The sequence below is a fragment of the Cryobacterium breve genome (genome assembly GCF_004402375.1).
GTDB lineage: Bacteria > Actinomycetota > Actinomycetes > Actinomycetales > Microbacteriaceae > Cryobacterium > Cryobacterium breve.
Genome location: NZ_SOGJ01000015.1, coordinates 149,972 through 170,253, shown reverse-complemented (window position 1 = coordinate 170,253; position 20,282 = coordinate 149,972). Strand labels below are relative to the sequence as shown.

Genomic DNA, 20,282 nt, shown 5'->3' with positions numbered 1-20,282 from the left:
TTAGTTCGCGTCCTGCTTCTTCAGACGTGAGACATTGCGCTGACGAGCGGATGCCGCCAGTTCGACCTTGCGGATACGCACGACGGCCGGCGTAACCTCGACGCACTCGTCTTCACGGGCGAACTCGAGGCACTGCTCGAGGGTGAGCTGCTTGGACGGGGTCATCGACTCGAACGTGTCGGAGGTCGACTGACGCATATTGGTCAGCTTCTTTTCCTTGGTGATGTTCACGTCCATGTCGTCAGCGCGAGAGTTCTCGCCGATGACCATGCCCTCGTAGACCTCTTCGGTCGGGTTGACGAAGAACGACATACGCTCCTGCAGGGCGATGATCGCGAACGGCGTGACAACACCGGACCGGTCGGCGACGATCGACCCGTTGGTGCGGGTGTTGATGGTGCCGGCCCAGGCCTCGTAGCCGTGGAAGATGGCGTTGGCGATACCGGTACCGCGGGTGTCCGTGAGGAACTCGGTGCGGAAGCCGATCAGGCCGCGCGACGGAACGATGAATTCCATGCGGACCCAGCCGGTGCCGTGGTTCGCCATGTTCTCCATGCGACCCTTGCGGGCGGCCAACAGCTGGGTGATCGCGCCGAGGTACTCTTCGGGCGAGTCGATGGTGAGGTGCTCGTACGGCTCGTGGATCTTGCCGTCGACGCGCTTCACGACAACCTGCGGCTTGCCGACGGTGAGTTCGAAGCCTTCGCGGCGCATCTGCTCGACCAGGATGGCGAGGGCGAGTTCTCCGCGGCCCTGCACCTCCCAGGCGTCCGGGCGTCCGATGTCGATGACGCGGAGCGAGACGTTGCCGACGAGTTCCTTGTCGAGACGGTCCTTGACCATGCGGGCGGTGAGCTTGTGGCCCTTGACCTTGCCGATGAGCGGCGAGGTGTTGGTGCCGATGGTCATCGAGATGGCCGGGTCGTCGACCGTGATGGTCGGCAGCGGGCGTGGGTCCTCGGGGTCGGCGAGGGTTTCACCGATGGTGATGTCGGCGAATCCGGCGACGGCGACGATGTCACCGGGGCCGGCGCTCTCGGTCGGGTAGCGATCGAGAGCCTTGGTGATCATGAGCTCGGTGACACGCACGTTCGCGATGGTGCCGTCGTGCTTGATCCAGGCGACCGTCTGGCCCTTCTTGATCGTGCCCTGGAAGATGCGCAGGAGCGCGAGGCGGCCGAGGAACGGCGAGGAGTCGAGGTTGGTGACCCAGGCCTGGAGCGGGTGCTCGTCGTCGTAGACCGGCGCCGGGATGTGCTCGAGGATCGCTTCGAAGAGCGGCTCGAGGTCATCGTTGTCGGGCAGCTGGCCGTTGTCGGGACGGTTGAGGCTCGCGGAGCCGTTACGGCCGGACGCGTAGACGACGGGCACGTTGAGCACGAGGTCCAGGTCGAGGTCGGGAACGTCGTCGGCCATGTCGCTCGCGAGGCCGAGGAGCAGGTCCTGGCTTTCCTCGACGACCTCGTCGATGCGCGCATCGGGACGGTCGGTCTTGTTGACCAGAAGGATGACGGGCAGGTGCGCTTCGAGCGCCTTGCGCAGAACGAAGCGGGTCTGCGGCAGCGGGCCCTCACTGGCGTCGACGAGGAGCACGACACCGTCGACCATGGACAGGCCGCGCTCGACCTCGCCACCGAAGTCGGCGTGGCCGGGGGTGTCGATCACGTTGATGGTGATGGGGCCATCCTTGGCGTGGATGCCCTTGTAGGAGATCGCCGTGTTCTTGGCGAGGATGGTGATGCCCTTTTCGCGCTCGAGCTCGTTCGAGTCCATGGCGCGCTCTTCGGTGTGTGCGTGCTCAGCGAACGAGTTGGTCTGCTGGAGCATTGCATCAACCAGCGTGGTCTTGCCGTGGTCGACGTGGGCTACGATCGCGACATTTCGGAGGTTATTGCGCGTGGCAATCGCCATGAAGTAAATCCTTACGAAGAATGGATGCCGCAGAGTACCGCATGCGACGAAGAATGGATGTGTGTGGTCAAAGTCCGACCCAACGGACAATCCTACCGCACTCTCTCCGTCCGGAGGCTGAGAGTCGCGCTCGATCCGCCGGTGGGCATGAAAAAAACGGGACGGGAACCGAAGTTCCCGCCCCGTCAGCCGTGACGTGTTGCGGGCCTCTCGGTTACTTCTTCCAGCCGACGACGGACCAGTCGACCGTTTCGAACTGCGTGGCCCCGTAGTTGACGAGACCGGACTTCACGGCGTAGACGTTCGGCAGCGGCGCGAGCGGGATGATCGGCACATACGCGGCGAGCACCGTGTCGATCTCGTTGGCGATGACGATGCGCTTGTCGGCGTCGAGCTCCGTGTTGGCCTCGTCGAAGAGGTCCGCGAGCTTCTTGTCGGTGATGCCCGTGAAGTTCGACTCGGAGTCGACCGGGGCGAACAGCGCCTCGCTCGAGGAAATCGGCCACGGTGTGCCGACCCAGGAGAAGCTGGTCATCTCGAAGTCGCCCGGGATGATGTAGTCCGAGAAGTACTTAGCGGCGGGAACCTCGTTGAGCTCGACGGCGATGCCGACCTCCTTCAGGTCTGCCTGCACCTGCACGGCGCGCTGCTTGTTCGTGGGGGTGTCTGCCGGCACGGTGATGGACAGCTCGAGAGCCTTGCCGTCCTTCTCGCGCATGCCGCCGTCCCCGACCGTGTAGCCGGCGTCCTCCAGAAGCTTCTCGGCCGCGGTGACGTCGTAGCCGATCGCGTCGCCCACGTTGTCTTCATAGCCCTTCTGACCCGGCATGAAGATGTAGCTGCCCTGAGTGGTGGCGTCCACGCCGACCGGTGTGTTGGCCGATTCGGAGATCAGCGACCGGTTGACCGCGTGGCCGATGGCGCGCCGCAGCTCGACGTCGGCGAGCGGGCCCTTCGAGCCGTTCATGGTGACGTGGGTCCAGGTGAGGCCTCCGGATGCCTGGATCTCGGCATCCGCGCGCTTCTCAGCCGTCTGGTAGGCGTCCGCGTTCGACGAGATGTAGAGCACGTCGGTCTCGGAGTTGCCGAACGACGTGGCTGCCGCCGCGCCGCTGATGACCTTCACGATGATGGTCTCCAGCTTGGCCGCCTCACCCCACCACAGCGGGTTGCGGGTCAACGTGACGACCTGCCCGGTGGTGTCGACGTCAGAGATGACGAACGGACCGGACGACGGCACCGGCGTGGTGACGTAGGCGGTGTTGAATACCTCAGGCGTGGACGTGACACTGGCCGGCAGCACGCTCGTGAAGATCGACGCCCAGTCGGCGTTGATCGAGTCGAAGGTCACCGTGAAGTCGAAGTCGGTTCCGGTGGACTCGATCGCGCTGATCTGCTCGAAGATGGCTGTGGAGGCCGGGGAGAACTCTTCGTTGCTGCCGTTCATGGCCGCCCAGGTGGCCGCGTAGTCCTTGTAGGTGATCGGGGTGCCGTCTTCCCAGACCGCGGCCGGGTTCAGTTTGATCTCCACGACCTGAGGGTCGTCGCTGATGACCTCGACGCTGCTGGCGTAGTTCGGGTCCACCGTGGTGGTCCCGTCGGCCGAGACCCGGATCGGGCCTCCGGTGGTCGGCGCCACGGTGTTGACCGTGTCGGACTCGTTGCCGTCGACCTGGTAAGTGTTCCAGTTCGAGGGCAGGGAGCCGATGGAGAGGTTGAGCGTTCCACCGTCCTGCACGTCGGCGGCGTCGGCGACCTCCCACGCCGTGGTGGGAAGGACAGTGCTCTCGCTCGCGGCGGGCGAGTCCTCGGCGGTGTTTCCGGGAGCGCAGGCCGTGAGCAACAGGGCGGACGCACTCAGAACGGCGAGCGCTGCGAAACCAGTACTTTTCCGTTTCATGTGTGATTCTCCTTTTCTTGGTGGGATCAATTCCGGTGAGGGAAGTAAAGGGACTAGACGGCCGCAGTCAGGAGGGTGTTCTGCTCCGAGTGGTGGCAGGCCGTCTGCACCGTGTCGTGCAGCGCCAGCAGCGGGTCGAAGCTCTCGCAGAGAGAGCGCTTTTGCGGCGGCAGCAGGGTGTACAGCGGGCAGCGGCTGCGAAAATTGCAGCCGTCGATCTGCTCCGTCGGGCTCGGCAGGTCACCCTCCAGCAGCACGCGCTTACGGTTGCGCTCGATCTCGGGGTCCGGGATCGGTGCCGCCGAGATGAGGGCCTGCGTGTATGGATGCCGCGGGTGGGCGAAAACCTCGGCGACCGGTCCGTATTCGACGATCCGTCCGAGGTACATGACGGCGACCGTGTCCGCGATCTGGCGCACGATGGCCAAGTCGTGGGCGACGAACAGGTAGGAGAGGTTGAGCTGCTCCTTGAGGTCTTCGAGCAGGTTGATCACGCCGGCCTGGATGGACACGTCCAGCGCGGACACCGGTTCGTCGAGCACGACGAGCCGCGGGTTCGTGGCAAGGGCACGGGCGATGCCGACCCGCTGTCGCTGCCCGCCGGAGAACTCATGCGGGTACCGGTCGGCCATTGCAGGGTCGAGCCCGACGAGGTCGAGCAGCTCCGCCACTCGGGCGCGCCGGTCTGCGGGCTTCACGCCGTGCACGGTCAGCGGCTCGGCGATGATGTCGCCGATCGGCAGCCGCGGGTCGAGTGCGGCCATCGGGTCCTGGAAGACGATCTGCACGTCCTTCCGCAACCGCAGCAGGTCGGCCCGGCCCAGGGTGGCCACATCCTGGCCGTCGATCAGGATCTGCCCGGCCTGCGGCTTCCTCATCTCCAGGATTTCGAGGATGGTCGTCGACTTGCCACACCCGGACTCGCCCACCAAACCCAGGGTCTGGCCGGGCTGGATGGAGAACGACACCCCGTCCACGGCACGCACGGTGCCGATCTGGCGGGAGAAAACCCCGCCCTTGGTGAGGGGGAAGTGGCGCACCAGCCCCGTGACCTTAAGGACCGGCTCGGTGTCCGCGTTCTTCTCCCGGTGCTCCACGGCCAACGGTTCCGGCCGGGGGAAAACGTCGGGCCGGGTCAACGTGCCCGACGCGATCTCGGCCGAGCGGTGGCAGGCGGCGACGTGCGCGGCCTCGCCGAGCCCGGCGACGGGCACGCCGGGTGCCGCCGGCGCGTGGTCCAGCAGCACGGGCTCGGTGTCGAGGCAGGCGGATACGGCGATCGGGCACCGTGCCGCGAAGGGGCATCCGCGCGGCAGTACCGTGAGCGACGGCGGCCGCCCCTCGAGTGGAACCAGCCGCTGCGTTCCGGCGGTCTGCATATTGGGCACCGAGCGCAGCAGCCCGATCGTGTACGGCATATGCGGGTCGGCGAAGACCTCATGGGTCGTGCCGTTCTCCACGAGCTTGCCCGCGTACATCACGGCGATGCGGTCGGCGTGGCCGGCCACCACACCCAGGTCGTGGGTGATCAGCACCACGGCGGCGCCGGTCAGGCTCTTCGCCTTCTCGAGAACCTCGAGGATCTGCGCCTGGATGGTGACGTCCAGGGCCGTCGTCGGCTCGTCGGCGATGATCAGGAGCGGGTCGTTGGCGATGGACATGGCGATCATGGCGCGCTGGCGCATTCCGCCGGAGAACTCGTGCGGGAACGCCCGGGCCCGTCGCTCGGGCGCCGGGATGCCGACGATCTTGAGCAGTTCGACGGCCCGGGCCGCGGCGGCCCGCTTGCTCAGGGCGGCGTCGTGCAGCAGGAGCGCCTCGGCGATCTGGTCGCCCACGGTGTACACGGGCGTCAACGCCGAGAGCGGGTCCTGGAAGATCATCGAGATCTCCTGGCCCCGGATGCCGGAGAGCTGCCGGTCGTTCAGCTCCAGCAGCGACCGGCCGCCGAACAGGATGCTGCCGGTCACCGTGGCCGAGCTGGGGAGCAGCCCCATCAGCGCCAGTGACGACACGGACTTGCCCGAGCCGGACTCCCCCACGATGCCGAGGAACTCACCCTTGTGCACCTGATAGCTGATGCCGCGCACCGCCTGGACCGACGGGCCGCCGCGCTGCGGAAACGTGACCGAAAGGTCCCTGACCTCGAGGAGTGGGGGGTCGGTGCGACCGTTCCCGGACGGGTTCTCGTTCGTCAGCAGATTAGTCACGGTTGACTCCCGAGGTTGGATCGACGGCGTCGCGCAGGGCGTCACCGATGAGGCTGACGGCGAACAGGGTCACGATGAGCGCACCCGCCGGGAAAACGAACAGCCACGGCCGCGTCACGGCCGCGCTCGTCCCCTCGGCCAGCAGGGTGCCGAGAGAGACGTCGGGAGCCCGGATGCCGAAGCCGAAGTAGCTGAGGCTGGTCTCGGCCAGGATCGCCGCGACAACGCCGAGGGTCGCGTCGATGATGAGCAGCGACGCCACGTTCGGGATGATGTGGCGACCGAGAATCTTGGGCATGGGAACGCCCATGTACCGGGCTGCCTTGACGAAGTCGCGGTCGCGCAGCGACTTGGTCTGGGACCGCACCACCTGGGCCATGATCATCCAGCTGAAGCCGGCGATGAAGATGGTCAGGAACACCCAGGACAGCCCCTTGAAGAGCGGGCTCAGGATCACCAGCAGGATGAAGGACGGCAGCACCAGGAGCAGGTTGATGCACCAGACCAGCACCCGGTCGACCACACCGCCCATGTAGCCGGCGACGGAACCGACCACCGCGGCGATGAGGGTGCCGAGCGGCCCGGCGATCAAACCGATCACCAGCGACTTCTGCAGACCGACGAGGGTCTGGGCGTACAGGTCCTGGCCGATGCTGTTGGTGCCGAACCAGTGCAGCTGGGTGGGCCCGAGGCCCATGTTCAGTGGGTCACGCCCGAAGGCGTCGAACGGGTAGAACAGCGGTCCGAGCAGCGCCCAGGCGAGAATCAGGCCGATTACGATCGCCCCCACCCAAAACCGGGAGGTCTGGGTGAGCCGGCGCCAGATCAGGCGTCCTCGGGACCGGGGCCGGGCCGGCGGACCGCTCGGCACGCCTACCCCGAGGGGTTGCGGCGTGACCAGGACGTCCGGGGCACCCAGTTCGGCGTTGGTTTCTTCGAGCAGGGACATCTCAGTTCCTCACTCTCGGGTCAAGCGCGGCGTAGAGCACTTCGGAGAGCGTCGACGAGAACAGGATCAGGATCGCCACGAACAGCGTCGTGCCCGCGACGGCGTTGATGTCGCTCTGGCTGATGGCGTTCAGGGCGAATTCACCCATTCCGTGGAAGGAGAAGACGATCTCCAACATGATCGAGCCAGAGACCAGGGTGCCGAAGCTGTAAGCGAAGAAGGTGGACATCGGGATGAGCGCGACCCGAACGCCGTGGCGCACGAGCGCCGAGTTGCGGGAGCGGCCCTTGGCCCGGGCGGTGCGGATGAAGTCGGCCGACAGCACGTCGAGCATGACACTTCGCTGGTAGCGCGAGTAGCCGGCGGCGCCGATCAGTGCCAGCGCGATGGTGGGCAGGAGTAGGTGGATGCCTCGATCGAGGGCCAGGTCCCACCACGACCCGGTGAGACCGGCCGAGTATTCCCCCGTGAAGGTGATCAGCTGCATGCCCGCGGCGCCGTTCAGCACTGTCGCACCGATCATCAGCAGCACTCCGATCACGAAGGTCGGCGTGGCGAAGATCAGGTAGGAGCCGTAGGTGACCACCTGATCGCTCAGCTTGTACTGCCGCACGGCACCCCAGACACCCAGGGTCACGCCGACGATGGCTCCGATCAGGGACCCGATCAAGAGCAGCCGCAGACTGACCCCCGCCCGGGAGATGATCTGGTCAACGATGGAGACGCCGTTGACGCCGTTGCCCAGTGAACCGTGCGCGACGATGTTGACCAGCCACTCCCAGAGCCGCTGCAGAACGGGGACGTCAGGGTTCACCCCCAGCCCATTGAGGATGTTGTCAATCGTCTGCTGCGTCGGCTGCGGGTTGCGCCCGTAGTACTTGGCCGCCGGGTCGAGCGCCAGGCTGGAGACAACGTAGGCGAGGCAGGTGGCGATCATCGATAGGAAGAAGTAGTTGATGAAGCGCTTGAAGATATAGAGAACCATCGAGGCGGGAGATCAGAACCGCGGGCCGCGCACTGCGATCGACAACGTGCAAAGAACCGAAACCATGGCAACTCCCCCATCGCGCCTCCTGCCGGATTCCGGCGAGAGGAACAGTTTGCAATCTCATGTGTTGAGGGGAGAGCCCATGCCTGAGCGAAGCGACTCTGCCCCAGTTGTCAGTCTGGACCAGATTCAGACAAAAAATGTAACAGTTTCGAAACTTAGGGAGCATTCTGTTCAGAAGAGCACGATTCGATTGAGCAAAACTCAGTCAATGGCCACCACAAGAAGCTGAACGACCACGGCGACGGCGAGCGTGGCAGCCACCAGGATCGACCGGCGATGCCAGCGGCGAACGCTGGCCTCCCCCACCCGCCGTGGAGCCTCATGCCGCTCCCAGTAGCCCCGGATGGCCCGGTGCGCTCCGGAGCCGCTGATCCGGCCGCTCGGTTCGCGCCCCTGCGACGCCGTGCGGGTGGTTAACGCAGTCGAGCGCGCCGACGACGGGGCGCCCCAGCACAGTAGCCGCTCACCGCTCCGGGTCAGCACGATGACCTGGTGGCGCAGCGCGATGTCTTCCACCTCGCCCCAGGGCACGCTGGTCGTGCGCAGCACGTTGACAACGTCGAGCCCCTCCGCGCGCAAACGCAGGCAAGGTCTAGCGAAGACAAGCCAGGCAGCCCACAGCAGGAGTGCCACCGCAGGCAGGGCGGCCAGGGCCACGTCCCAGCGCCCCCGCAGGGTCGCATCCGTCACGAGGGCGGCGCACAGCAGGGCCACGGCCGCGAAGACCACGACCGATGCCGGCGACCGCACCGCTATCACGGCCGGCTCCAGCCGCATGTCAGCCCCCGAGGGTCTCCGGCGGTCGGGACGTCGTCCCGAGCCGCCGGTCACGCGCTAGCGGCCGAACTCGAAGTTGGCACCGGGGATGGCTGCGAGCAGCTCCCGGGTGTAGGCCTCGCGGGGGCTGTCGAAGACCTCGTCCGTGGACGCGGACTCCACAATTTTGCCCTTCTGCATGACGCAAACGTTGTCGGCGACCAGGCGCACGACCGCCAAGTCGTGCGTGATGAAAAGATAGGTCAGGTCCAGCTCCGTCTGTAGCTCGGTGAGCAGGTTCAGGATCTGGCCCTGCACGAGCACGTCGAGGGCGGAGACGGCCTCGTCGAGCACGAGCACGTCCGGTTTGAGGGCCAGGGCGCGCGCGACGGCGATACGCTGGCGCTGCCCGCCGGAGAGCTCGCTCGGGTACCGGTACCGGGTGGCCCACGGCAGGGACACCTGGTCGAGAAGTTCGCGCACGCGAGCCTGGCGTTCCGCCGACGAGCCGATCTTGTGCGCCAGCAGCGGCTCCGCGATGGTGTTGCCCACGTTGTACTGCGGGTCGAGGGAACCGTACGGGTCCTGGAAGACCGGCTGAACCCGGCGACGGAACTTCAGCAGCGCCGTGCCCTTGAGCCCGGCGACATCCTGGCCGTCGAATTCAATCTGCCCGCTCGTGATGCTTTCGAGCTGCAGGATGAGCTTGGCCACGGTCGACTTGCCCGAGCCGGACTCGCCGACGAGTGCTGTGGTGGTGCCCTTTTTGATGGCGAAGGAGACGTCGTTGACGGCGAGCAACTCGTTGTACTTCAGGCCTTTTGTGCGGATGCGGTACATCTTGGAGATGTTCTGCACCTTGATGAGGTCTCTCGCCTCGGCGGCAGGCTCCCGCTCGGCCGCGCGGGCCACGAGGGTCGTGTCGAGCGATCCGCCGGAGTAGATGTCCGCGCCGCTCGCATCGTCGTTCTTGGCCGACTGGATGCGACGAGAGGCCAGGCTCGGAGCCGCGGCCACGAGACGCTGGGTGTACGGGTGCTGCGGGTTGGCGAGGATCTCCTGCGACGGCCCGGATTCGACGACCTTGCCCTTGTACATCACGACGAGCTGTTCGGCCCGCTCGGCCGCGAGGCCGAGGTCGTGGGTGATGAACAGCACCGAGGTGCCGTAGTCACGCGTGAGGGTGCCGAGGTGGTCGAGGATCTGGCGCTGCACCGTGACGTCGAGGGCCGAGGTGGGCTCGTCGGCGATCAGGAGCTTCGGCCGGGCGGACAGGCCGATGCCAATCAGTACGCGCTGGCGCATGCCGCCTGAGAATTGGTGCGGGAACTGCTTGAGGCGGTCCTGGGCGTCGCTGAGGCCCGCTTCCTGCAGTACCTGGATGGTGCGCTGGCGTGCGGCCTTGCCCTGGGCCACGTTGTTGGCCCGGATTGCCTCCTCCACCTGGAAGCCGATGTTCCACACGGGGTTCAGGTTGCTCATCGGGTCCTGCGGCACGTAGCCGATCAGGCGACCGCGCACATCCTGCATCTGCTTCTCGGACAGGCCCGCGAGGTCGCGGCCCTCGAAGAGGATCTGCCCGGCCGTGATCGTGCCGGTGCCGGCAAGGAGTTTGATGATGGCCTGCGCGGTCGTGGTCTTGCCAGAGCCGGACTCCCCCACGATCGCCAGCGTCTGGCCGGCGTAGAGCGTGAGGCTGACCCCGCGCACGGCGGGAACGAGCCCGCGCTGGGTCTGGAACCCGACCTCGAGGTCACGGATCTGGAGCAGGGGTTCTTTGGCCAGGCCGGAGCCGTCGTTGACGGGTTCGCTGACGGGTTCGATGACGGTCTGGCTCATCGGCGGGCTCTCGCTTCGGGGTCGAGGGCGTCGCGCACGACGTCGCCCAGCATGAGGAACGCGAGGACTGTCACGGACAGGGCTGCAGCGGGGTACAGAAGCACCTGCGGATTGGTGCGGAGGGAGCTTTTGGCGGCGTCGATGTCGTTGCCCCAGGACATGATGGCCGGCGGGAGACCGATGCCGAGGAATGACAGGGTGGCCTCGGCCACGATGAATGTGCCCAGCGAGACGGTCGCAATCACGATCACGGGCGCGATCGAGTTCGGAACGACGTGGCGCAGCAGGATGCGGAACTTGGAGACGCCCAGGGCGACGGAGGCCGTGACGTAGTCCGAGTTGCGGGCCGAGAGCACGGCGCCACGCATGATGCGCGCGATCTGCGGCCACGCGAAGAGCGAGAGCACCAATGCGATGGTGACGGGCGTGCGCTCCGGCAGGACCGACATCAGCACGATGGCGCCCAGCACGGTGGGGACGGCGAAGAAGATGTCGCCGATGCGGGAGACGATGGCGTCGAGAACGCCGCCGTAGTAACCGGCGAGGGCACCCACGATGATCCCCGTGAAGGTGACCAGGATCGTCGCGAGCAGGCCGACGGTGACCGAGGCCTGCGTGCCGAAGATGATCCGCGCGTAGATGTCGCAGCCCTGTCGGGTGAAACCGAGCGGATGCCCGTCCTCGGCGCCACTGTGACTGTCACCGAGGTCGCAGTCCCGGGGCGAGACCTGGGCGAACAGGCTCGGGAACAGGGCGACGATGACGATCAAGAGGATCAGGGCCGAGGAAACCCAGAAGGTGGGTCGCACGCGCATGGCGTCCCAGGCATCCGCCCAGGTGCTGCGGGCCTTCTGTGATTCGTCGAGCCGGTCGACTGTCTCTACCGGCGTCTCTTCCAGCGCGGCGACGTAGTGCGTCTGCGCGTTCGGGTTCTTATTTGGCATAGCGAATCCTCGGGTCCAGGGCTGCGTAGAGGAGGTCGACGAGCAGGTTGGCCAGCACGAAGATCACGACCATCACCGCGATGAACGAGACCACGGTGGGTCCTTCCCCCAGCTTGATCGCCTTGTAGATGGTGCCGCCGACGCCGTTGATGTTGAATATGCCCTCGGTGACGATGGCACCGACCATCAACGATCCGAGGTCGACACCGAGGAAGGTGACGACGGGCACCAGGGAGTTGCGCAGCACGTGCACACCTACGACGCGGCGGCGGGAGAGCCCCTTGGCCGTGGCCGTGCGCACGAAGTCCGCGTTGAGGTTGTCGGACACGCTCGCCCGGGTGAGTCGCACGATGTACGCGAACGAGACGGAGGCCAGCACAAGGGCCGGCAGCAGCAACTCGCTGAAGGGAGCCTCACTGCTCACCGTGGTGCGCGCCCAGCCGAGCTTCACCGCAAAGACGTACTGCAGAACGAACCCGATCACGAACGTGGGAACGCTGATCAGGAGGAGGCTGACCACGAGGGCGCTGGTGTCGAACAGCTTGCCCTTGCGCAGGCCTGCGACCAGGCCGACCAGAATGCCGAAGAAGGCTTCTATGGCCAGCGCGAGCAGGGCTAGGCGGGCCGTGATCGGGAACGCCTGCGCCATGACGTCGCCGACGGGACGGCCGGAGTAGGTCGTTCCCAGGTCACCCTGGAAGAAGTTTCCGATGTAGATGAGGTACTGAACGATGAACGGCTTGTCCAGGTTGTACTGGGCGCGGATCTGCTCGATCACGCCGGGCGCCGGAGGCCGGTCGCCGTACAGGGCAGCGATGGGGTCCCCAGGGAGGGAGAACACCATGAAGTAGATCAGGAGGGTTGCACCGAAAAACACCGGGATCATCTGGAGCAGGCGCTTGCCGGTGTACCAGATCATCAGGTTCCCAAGCCGGAACGTATGTACATGAGATTCACAATCACTGGTTGAGTCTAGTCAGTGTGGGGTCCGGGGCTTCACGCCCCGGACCCCACACTTGGTTCTATCTACTGCTGTTGAACAAATCGAACGAGTTCTACTCGCCCTTGGTGATGTCGGTGTACAGCGGCACAGAGTCCCAGCCGTAGACGACGTTCTCAACCTTGTCGGACCAAACACCGGTCACGTTGGAGTACCAGAGCGGGATGGTCGGCAGGTCCACGAGCAGCAGTTCCTGCGCTTCCTGGTACTTCGCGGTCGCATCCTCGACGGAAGACGCGGATGCGCCTTCCTTCAGCAGAGCGTCGAACTCGGGGCTGGCGTAGTCCTCGTAGTTCGAGCCGGCACCGGTCTGGTACAGCGGGGCGAGGAAGTTGTACAGCGACGGGTAGTCGCCCTGCCAGCCGGCGCGGGTTCCACCGGTCAGTGCGTCGGATTCACGGTCTTCGAGGGCCGCGGCGAACGTCGGGTACGGCTTGCCGATGGCTTCGATGCCGAGCGTGTTCTTGATGCTGTTGGTGACCGCGTCCACCCAAGCGGCGTGGCCGCCGTCGGAGTTGTAGGAAAGGTCGAACGTGCCGGTGTACGGCGCGATCGCTTCGGCTTCGGCCCACTTGGCCTTGGCCTCTTCGGGGTTGTACTCGAGAACTTCGGCACCCTTGAGGGAGTCGGAGTAGCCGTCGATGACCGGCGAGGTGAAGTCGGTCGCCGGGGTGCGGGTGCCCTGGAAGATGACGTCTGTGATTTCCTTACGGTCGATCGACATCGAGATGGCGGCGCGGCGCAGCTTGCCTTCCTCACCGCTCCAGTGCTCGAGGTAGTAGGGCATGTTGAAGCCCTGGAAAATCGCGGCCGGCTGGTTGATGAAGCGGTCCGGGAAGTCCGACTCATAGGATTCGAAGGCCGCATCCGGGACGGCGTCGAGCACGTCGAGGTTTCCACCCTGCACGTCCGCGTACGCTGCATCCTGCGAGGCGTAGAAGACGATGGTCAGGCCGCCGTTGGCGGGCTTGCGCACGCCGTCGTAATCGGGGTTGGTGACGAGGTCAATTCCGACCTCGTGCTCCCAGGCACCCTCTCCGTCCAGCATGTACGGACCGTTGCCGATCGGGTTCTCACCGAAGGCTTCCATGTCGTCGTAAGCGGCGGAGGGCAGCGGCATGAATGCCGTGTAGCCGAGGCGCAGCGGCCAGTCAGCCTCAGGCGAGGCCAGCTCGACCGTGAAGGTGGTGTCGTCGACGACCTTCAGGCCGGTCAGTTCGGCATCGGCCTCGCCGTTGAAGCCCGCGATGTCATCAAAGAAGTACGAGGCACCCTGCGCGTTGCTGAACATGGCGCCGTAGGTCCAGGCATCCACAAAGGAATCGGCCGTGACGGCCTCGCCGTTGGTGAACTCCCAGCCCTCGTTCAGGGTGACGGTCCAGTTCTGCGCGTCGTCGGATTCGATCGACTTGGCGACCTCATTCTCGGTCTCGCCCGTGGCGGTGTACGAGACGAGTCCGGCGAAGATCGAGGTGGCGATCTTGCCACCACCGGTTTCGGTGGTGTTCGTCGGGATGATCGGGTTCTGCGGCTCAGAGCCGTTGGTCGTGATGATCGACGCTTTGTCGCCCTCTGCGGGGGTGTCTCCGCTGGCGCATCCGGAGAGCACGAGGGCTCCCGCAGCGGCCAAGGCGATGGCTGGTATGCCCAGTCTCCTGATTTTCAATTTTCCTCCAGTGCGCAGGGAAATGTCGCGCGGCCCTTGGGCGCGCAGACACCTCGGATATATCGACCTTAAAGAGCAGGTGCGGAATTCGCATAATCTCTTGAGGAAACGTTACACATGCGAAACAAACTGCGCAGGATAGTTGCGCCACAGCAGGTTCTTGCGCGCAAACTCTCCGCCACATTCAGCATCATGCCCGTTCCGGGCAGTGGCAGGATTGGATGATGACCGTGACCGCACCTGCCCGTCTTCCGCTGCTGATCTTCGACGGCGATTGTGCCTTCTGCACCACGTCCGTCAACGCCATGAAGAGCCTCCTGCCCGCTATGCCTGCCTCCTCCCCCTACCAGTGGACCGACCTGGCCTCCTATGCGCTGACGACGGAGGATGCCCAGTCCCGGGTGTGGCTGGTCGTCGACGGACACCAGTTCGGTGGCGCCGCCGCCGTGGCGGCGCTGCTCCGGCATCAGCCCACGGCCGCGCTGCGCGCCCTGGGCTGGCTGGGTACCGTTCCGCCGTGGTCCTGGGCCGCCGAAGCGGGCTACCGGTTCGTGGCCCGGTACCGCCACCGGCTGCCAGGCGGAACCCCGGCCTGCCGGATGAAGCCCTGAGCGTGACCGGGAGCGGAACCGGGAGCGTGACTCTGCGCGGTGATCGGCGCGCTCTCCGCTGGGAGGTGGGGATCGTCCTCGGGCTCTCGCTCGGCGCATCCGCTCTCTATTCGATCATCTCGATCATCGCCCGACTGACCGATACCCGCCCGCTCGCGGAACAGTCGGCGACCCTCAACGGGTCACAGTCGACTCGAGAGTGGCTCGACTTCAGCTACCAGTTCCTGGAGATCTTCTTCGCCCTGTTCTCGGTGGCCCTGGTGTTCTACCTGCTGTGGCTACCGGGGCAGAACTCGTTCCGCCGTCTCGGCTTCGACCTCACCCAGCCGGGGCGGGACCTGAAGCGGGGTGTCGGGCTGGTGCTCGTGATCGGCATCCCCGGCCTGGCGCTCTACCTCGCCGGACGGGCCCTCGGTTTCACGGTGGCGGTCGTTCCGTCACCGATGGATACGTTTTGGTGGACGATCCCGATCCTGCTGCTCTCGGCGCTGCGCTCGGCACTGGTGGAGGAGCTGATCGTGGTCGGCTACCTGTTCACCCGGCTGCGCGAGCTGGGCTGGTCGACCTGGACGATAATCGTGTCCTCGGCGCTGCTGCGCGGCAGCTACCACCTTTACCAGGGCGTGGGTCCGTTCTTCGGCAATGCGGTTATGGGGGTGCTGTTCGGCTGGTGCTACGTGCGTTGGGGACGCACCACGCCGCTGGTGATCGCGCACTGGATCCTCGACATCGTCTCCTTCGTCGGCTATCCGCTCGCCCTGGCCTGGTGGCCCGGCCTTCTCACCCCCGCAGCCTGACCCACCCCGACCGGGCGAATTCGACGGAGATTTTGCCGCATGAGGCGCGAATCGGGCCCAAACGGGTCCGAATGTACAAAATCTCCGTCAAATTCGTTGGAGACGTTACGACTCGAAGGCCTCGGGGGGCGGACAGGCGCAGACGAGGTTGCGGTCGCCGTAGGCGTTGTCGATCCGACGCACGGGCGGCCAGTACTTGCCACGGATGAGGCTGCGCACCGGGTAGACCGCCGTCTCCCGGTCGTAGGCGTGCGTCCACTCCCCCTCGATCACCGACTGCGCGGTGTGCGGAGCATTGCACAGCGGGTTGTCGTCGGCAGGCCAGCGGCCCGCCGCCACGGCATCCGCTTCGGCCTTGATCGCGATCATGGCCTCGACGAACCGGTCGATCTCGGCCAGGTCTTCACTCTCCGTCGGTTCGATCATGAGTGTGCCGGAGACCGGGAAGCTCATGGTCGGGGCGTGGAAGCCGTAGTCGACGAGGCGCTTGGCCACATCGTCCACGCTGACCCCGGTGGTCTCGGTGAGCGGGCGCAGGTCGAGGATGCACTCGTGCGCAACCAGACCGTTGTCACCCGCGTAGAGCACCGGGTAGTGCGCCTCGAGCCGCTTGGCCACATAGTTGGCCGCCAGAACCGCGGCGCCGGTGGCCTCATGCAGACCCTCGGCTCCCATCATGCGCACGTAGGCCCAGGAAATGGGCAGGATGCTCGGACTGCCGTACGGGGCCGCCGAGACCGGCCCGCCGGTGTGCACGACCGTGCCGCCGACACCGCCGGCGAGCGCCGGCGCGTCGCCGGCCCCGAGCAGGTAGTGCTCGTCGCCCTGGGCCATGGGATGCCCCGGCAGGAACGGTGCGAGGTGAGCCTTGGCCGCGACCGGTCCAACGCCCGGCCCACCGCCGCCGTGCGGGATGCAGAACGTCTTGTGCAGGTTCAGGTGCGACACGTCGCCACCAAAATCGCCGTAGCGGGCGAATCCGAGCAGGGCGTTGAGGTTGGCGCCGTCGACGTAGACCTGGCCGCCGGCGTCGTGCACGGCCCGGCAGATGGCGCCGACCTCGTGCTCGTAGACCCCGTGCGTGGACGGGTAGGTGATCATCAGGGCGGCCAGGCTCTCGGCGTGCTCCGAGATCTTGGCGCGCAGATCAGCGAGATCGACATTGCCGAGCTCGTCGCAGGCGACGACAACGACCTTCATGCCGGCCAGCACGGCGGATGCCGCGTTGGTGCCGTGCGCGCTGGACGGGATCAGGCAGACCGTGCGCTGGGTGTCCCCGGTGGAGAGGTGGAAGCCGCGGATCGCGAGCAGCCCGGCGAGTTCGCCCTGACTGCCCGCGTTGGGCTGAAGGGATACCGAGTCGTAGCCCGTGACATCCGTCAGCCAGGTTTCGAGCTGCCGGATGAGCTCGAGGTAGCCCTCGACATCGGCGCGCGGGGCGAACGGGTGCAGGCCGCCGAACTCGGGCCAGCTGACGGCTTCCATCTCGGTGGCCGCGTTCAGCTTCATGGTGCAGGAGCCCAGCGGGATCATTCCGCGGTCGAGCGCGTAGTCGTAGTCGGCGAGGCGCTTGAGGTAGCGCATCATGCTCGTCTCCGAACGGTGCGTGTTGAACACCGGGTGGGTGAGGAACTCGCTGGTGCGATGCAGTTCGGGCGGGAGCCCCGCTTCGACCATGCTGAAGTCGACCAGGCCGAAGGCGTCCCTGCCGCCGAACGCGCCGACGACGAGGGCGAGATCGGCCAGGGTCGTCGTCTCGTCGACAGCGATGCCGATCGTGTCCGCGTCAACCAGGTGCAGGTTGATGCCGCTGACAGCGGCGGCCCGGACGACCTCGGCGGCGCGGCCAGGCACGGAGACCCGGACCGTGTCGAAGAAGGTCGCGGTGACGACGTCGACGCCGGCGGCGAGAAGGGCGACGACAAGTTGCCCGGCGCGCTCGTGCACCTGGCGCGCGATCGTCTTCAGCCCCTCTGGACCGTGGTACACGGCGTACATGCCGGCCATCACGGCCAGGAGCACCTGGGCGGTGCAGATGTTCGAGGTGGCCTTGTCCCGACGGATGTGCTGCTCACGTACCTGCAGCGACAGGCGGTAGGCCGGGTGGCCGGCCGCGTCCACGCTGACGCCGACCAGGCGGCCGGGAAGTTGACGCTCGAGGCCCTTGCGCACGGCCATATAACCCGCGTGCGGACCGCCGAACCCCATCGGCACGCCGAAGCGCTGGCTGGTGCCAACGGCGACATCCGCGCCGAGTTCGCCGGGCGAGGTGATCAGGGTCAGCGCCAGCAGGTCGGCGGCGACGACGGCGAGCGCGCCCTGCGCCTGCGCCGCGGCGATGACGCCGGCCGGGTTCCAGACCCGGCCGGATGCACCGGGGTACTGCACGAAGAGACCGAAGTACTCGCCGAGTTCGGCGGTCGCGTCGGCAGCGGTCGACGCGAGGTCGACCTCCACCAGGTCAATCCCGAGGGCGGCCGCACGATTGGCGAGCAGCGCCTTCGTCTGCGGGAGCGCGTCGACGTCGACGAGGAACCGGGTCGACTTCGATTTCGATGCCCGGCGAGTGAGCAGCATGCCTTCCACGACCGCGGTCGCCTCATCGAGCATCGACGCATTGGCCGTGGACAGGCCGGTCAGATCCGCGACCATGGTCTGGAAGTTGATCAGCGCCTCGAGACGGCCCTGGGAGATTTCGGGCTGATACGGCGTGTACGCCGTGTACCAGCTGGGGTTCTCGAACACATTGCGCTTGATCACGGCGGGGGTGACGGTGTCGTAGTAGCCGAGCCCGATCATCGAGCGCTTCACGGTGTTGCGTCCGGCGAGTTCGCGCAGCTCCGCAATCGCCTCGCGTTCCGTGGCGGCGGGCGGCAGCGTGCTGTCGCCGACGGTGCGGAACTGGTCCACCTGGATCGATTCGGGCACAGCGGCGTTGACGAGGGCGTCAATCGATTCGTAACCGAGGATGGCCAGCATGCGGGACTGCGCGTCGGCATCCGTGCCGATGTGGCGCTGAGTGAAAGGCTGTGACATGTGTGCGGGAACCTGCGCTTTTCTTTATCGCTACTCGCCGATGAGGGCGGAATATTCGGCGTAGCTGAGGAGGGGAGGTAACTCGGCGAAGCTGACCTTGATCAGCCAGCCGGCACCGAAGGGGTCTCCGTTGACAAGCTCGGGGCTGTCGACAACGGCATCGTTGGTCTCGGTGACGGTGCCCGTGATAGGGGCGAAGAGCTCGCCGACCGACTTCGTGGACTCGATCTCGCCCACGACCGTGCCGCTCGCGACATCGCTGCCCACGGCAGGAAGCTCGACGAAGACGACGTCGCCGAGCTTGTCCGCGGCATACGCGGTGATGCCGACGGTCGCAGTGGCGCCGTCGACCAGCACCCACTCGTGCTCGGCGGTGTACTGGAGTTCGGACTGTTCAGCCATGGCGGTGTTCCTCTCGAGGGGGTGAATTATTTCTGACGTTTGTAAAACGGAAGGGCGGTCACGGTCGCGGGGACGCGCGTGCCGCGCACGTCGACGAAGACTTCGGTGCCTGATCGGGCCAGCCCGGGCGCGACATACGCCATGGCGATCGGATGCCCGAGCGTCGGCGACAGCGCCCCGCTCGTGATCACGCCGTCGGACACGGTCGCATCCGCGCTGCGATATACCAAGTAGTCGGCCCGCCCCGCACGTTTGCCGGCCGACGCCAGCCCCACGAGCACGCGCGCCTCGGCGCTTGGGCCCTCCTCGCTGGCCTCGCGGCCGATGAAGTCGACCTCCTTGCCGAGGTTGACGACGCGGCCGAGACCGGCCTGGGCCGGGTAGGTTGAGGTGCTCAGCTCGTGGCCGTAGAGCGGCATGCCGGCTTCCAGGCGCAGCGTGTCACGGCTGGCGAGTCCGGCCGGCACGAGGTGGAAGGATGCCCCCGCCGCGCAGAGCGCGTCCCAGAGCGCCGCGGCATCCGACACGTCGACGTAGAGTTCGAAGCCGTCTTCACCGGTGTAACCCGTGCGGGCGACGAGTACGGTGCCGGCTTGGAAGGTGCCGCCGAGAGCACGGTAGTACTTGAGCGCGGGCAGGTCGCCGTCGACCGTGAGGTCGGCGGTGGCTTCGAGGATGGCGCGGGAGTTCGGCCCCTGCACGGCGATCAAAGCGACGTCGTCACTCGTGTCGGTGACGGTGACGTCGAAGCGGGCGGCACGGGCCGACAGTGCTTCAAAGGCCGGGAACCGGTTGCCGGCGTTGGCGATGACGAGGTACTCGTTCTCGGCGGTGCGGTAGACGACGACGTCGTCGATAATGCCGCCGGCGCGGTTGAGGATGAGGCTGTACTTCGCCTGGAGCAGGTCGATCGCGGAGAGCTTGCCGGCGAGGGCGTAGTCGAGGTAGGCGCCCGCTTCCGGCCCCGAAATGACGATTTCGGCCATGTGGGACAGGTCGAAGATGCCCGCACTGGTGCGAACGGCGTGGTGTTCGGCGAGATCGCTCGAGTAGCGCACCGGCATCTGCCAGCCCGCAAAGTCCGTGAAGTTGGCACCGGCATCGACGTGCGCCTGGTGCAGCGGGGAGAAGCGCTCAGCCTGTGGGGCGGAATCGGGGTGGGCGGCGGTGTCCGAGGTCATGAGTTCTCCAGGTTGTCGTCGACCGGAGC

15 protein-coding genes are annotated in these 20,282 nt (G+C 66.3%); 2 read left to right on the top strand and 13 right to left on the bottom strand.

Going from position 1 to position 20,282, the window contains the following annotated elements; genetic code table 11:
* The 10 genes from typA to E3O65_RS06595 all read right to left on the bottom strand — a co-directional run bounded on the left by typA (position 1) and on the right by E3O65_RS06595 (position 14,226).
* Positions 1–1,911, bottom strand: a complete 1,911-nt coding sequence (gene typA / locus E3O65_RS06640; RefSeq protein ID WP_134362948.1) for a translational GTPase TypA — start codon at positions 1,909–1,911, stop codon at positions 1–3.
* 214 nt (positions 1,912–2,125) lie between these two features.
* Complete coding sequence (locus E3O65_RS06635) at positions 2,126–3,811, bottom strand: ABC transporter family substrate-binding protein (RefSeq protein ID WP_134362947.1); 1,686 nt, start codon at positions 3,809–3,811, stop codon at positions 2,126–2,128.
* 53 nt (positions 3,812–3,864) lie between these two features.
* A complete protein-coding gene (locus E3O65_RS06630; RefSeq protein ID WP_134362946.1) occupies positions 3,865–6,021 on the bottom strand; it encodes a dipeptide ABC transporter ATP-binding protein in 2,157 nt (718 codons plus the stop codon).
* Entirely contained in the window at positions 6,014–6,970 is a 957-nt protein-coding gene (locus tag E3O65_RS06625) for an ABC transporter permease (RefSeq protein ID WP_134362945.1), read from the bottom strand. Before E3O65_RS06625 ends, E3O65_RS06630 begins: the two co-directional genes overlap by 8 nt.
* A 1-nt stretch (position 6,971) precedes the next feature.
* Positions 6,972–7,955 carry an ABC transporter permease gene (locus E3O65_RS06620; RefSeq protein WP_134362944.1) on the bottom strand — a complete coding sequence of 328 codons (984 nt, stop codon included), beginning with the start codon at positions 7,953–7,955 and terminating at the stop codon, positions 6,972–6,974.
* Between the two features lie 267 nt (positions 7,956–8,222).
* Positions 8,223–8,798, bottom strand: a complete 576-nt coding sequence (locus tag E3O65_RS06615) for a PH domain-containing protein (protein WP_134362943.1) — start codon at positions 8,796–8,798, stop codon at positions 8,223–8,225.
* A 57-nt stretch (positions 8,799–8,855) separates the two neighbouring features.
* Complete coding sequence (locus E3O65_RS06610; RefSeq protein ID WP_134362942.1) at positions 8,856–10,616, bottom strand: dipeptide ABC transporter ATP-binding protein; 1,761 nt, start codon at positions 10,614–10,616, stop codon at positions 8,856–8,858.
* A complete protein-coding gene (locus E3O65_RS06605) occupies positions 10,613–11,560 on the bottom strand; it encodes an ABC transporter permease (protein ID WP_134362941.1) in 948 nt (315 codons plus the stop codon). The genes E3O65_RS06610 and E3O65_RS06605 overlap by 4 nt, the downstream gene beginning before the upstream one ends.
* Positions 11,550–12,479 (bottom strand): ABC transporter permease, encoded by a 930-nt coding sequence (locus E3O65_RS06600; RefSeq protein ID WP_134362940.1) that lies wholly within the window; start codon positions 12,477–12,479, stop codon positions 11,550–11,552. The genes E3O65_RS06605 and E3O65_RS06600 overlap by 11 nt, the downstream gene beginning before the upstream one ends.
* A gap of 136 nt (positions 12,480–12,615) precedes the next feature.
* Entirely contained in the window at positions 12,616–14,226 is a 1,611-nt protein-coding gene (locus E3O65_RS06595) for a peptide ABC transporter substrate-binding protein (protein WP_134362939.1), read from the bottom strand.
* A 224-nt stretch (positions 14,227–14,450) separates the two neighbouring features.
* On the opposite strand from E3O65_RS06595, the gene E3O65_RS06590 reads away from it, so the two are divergent.
* Both E3O65_RS06590 and E3O65_RS06585 read left to right on the top strand, forming a co-directional pair.
* Positions 14,451–14,837, top strand: a complete 387-nt coding sequence (locus E3O65_RS06590; protein WP_241985846.1) for a thiol-disulfide oxidoreductase DCC family protein — start codon at positions 14,451–14,453, stop codon at positions 14,835–14,837.
* Complete coding sequence (locus E3O65_RS06585; RefSeq protein ID WP_422386408.1) at positions 14,834–15,634, top strand: CPBP family intramembrane glutamic endopeptidase; 801 nt, start codon at positions 14,834–14,836, stop codon at positions 15,632–15,634. Before E3O65_RS06590 ends, E3O65_RS06585 begins: the two co-directional genes overlap by 4 nt.
* 105 nt (positions 15,635–15,739) lie before the next feature.
* Here E3O65_RS06585 and gcvP read toward each other — a convergent pair whose 3' ends face one another.
* The 3 genes from gcvP to gcvT are packed head-to-tail and all read right to left on the bottom strand — an operon-like array spanning position 15,740 to position 20,253.
* Complete coding sequence (gene gcvP, locus E3O65_RS06580) at positions 15,740–18,670, bottom strand: aminomethyl-transferring glycine dehydrogenase (protein WP_134362936.1); 2,931 nt, start codon at positions 18,668–18,670, stop codon at positions 15,740–15,742.
* A 30-nt stretch (positions 18,671–18,700) separates the two neighbouring features.
* Positions 18,701–19,072 (bottom strand): glycine cleavage system protein GcvH, encoded by a 372-nt coding sequence (gene gcvH / locus E3O65_RS06575; protein ID WP_134362935.1) that lies wholly within the window; start codon positions 19,070–19,072, stop codon positions 18,701–18,703.
* Positions 19,073–19,098: 26 nt separating this feature from the next.
* On the bottom strand, positions 19,099–20,253 hold the full coding sequence (gcvT, locus tag E3O65_RS06570; protein WP_134362934.1) for a glycine cleavage system aminomethyltransferase GcvT: 1,155 nt from the start codon (positions 20,251–20,253) through the stop codon (positions 19,099–19,101).
* Positions 20,254–20,282 lie beyond the last annotated feature (29 nt).

Excerpts from the sequence above, each read along its gene's own strand:
- E3O65_RS06635 (WP_134362947.1), bottom strand. The coding sequence starts at position 3,811 with ATGAAACGGAAAAGTACTGGTTTCGCAGCGCTCGCCGTTCTGAGTGCG.
- typA (WP_134362948.1), bottom strand. The coding sequence starts at position 1,911 with ATGGCGATTGCCACGCGCAATAACCTCCGAAATGTCGCGATCGTAGCC.
- gcvT (WP_134362934.1), bottom strand. The coding sequence starts at position 20,253 with ATGACCTCGGACACCGCCGCCCACCCCGATTCCGCCCCACAGGCTGAG.
- E3O65_RS06625 (WP_134362945.1), bottom strand. The coding sequence starts at position 6,970 with ATGTCCCTGCTCGAAGAAACCAACGCCGAACTGGGTGCCCCGGACGTC.
- E3O65_RS06590 (WP_241985846.1), top strand. The coding sequence starts at position 14,451 with ATGACCGTGACCGCACCTGCCCGTCTTCCGCTGCTGATCTTCGACGGC.
- E3O65_RS06620 (WP_134362944.1), bottom strand. The coding sequence starts at position 7,955 with ATGGTTCTCTATATCTTCAAGCGCTTCATCAACTACTTCTTCCTATCG.
- gcvH (WP_134362935.1), bottom strand. The coding sequence starts at position 19,072 with ATGGCTGAACAGTCCGAACTCCAGTACACCGCCGAGCACGAGTGGGTG.
- E3O65_RS06605 (WP_134362941.1), bottom strand. The coding sequence starts at position 11,560 with ATGCCAAATAAGAACCCGAACGCGCAGACGCACTACGTCGCCGCGCTG.
- E3O65_RS06615 (WP_134362943.1), bottom strand. The coding sequence starts at position 8,798 with ATGCGGCTGGAGCCGGCCGTGATAGCGGTGCGGTCGCCGGCATCGGTC.
- gcvP (WP_134362936.1), bottom strand. The coding sequence starts at position 18,670 with ATGTCACAGCCTTTCACTCAGCGCCACATCGGCACGGATGCCGACGCG.
- E3O65_RS06600 (WP_134362940.1), bottom strand. The coding sequence starts at position 12,479 with ATGATCTGGTACACCGGCAAGCGCCTGCTCCAGATGATCCCGGTGTTT.
- E3O65_RS06610 (WP_134362942.1), bottom strand. The coding sequence starts at position 10,616 with ATGAGCCAGACCGTCATCGAACCCGTCAGCGAACCCGTCAACGACGGC.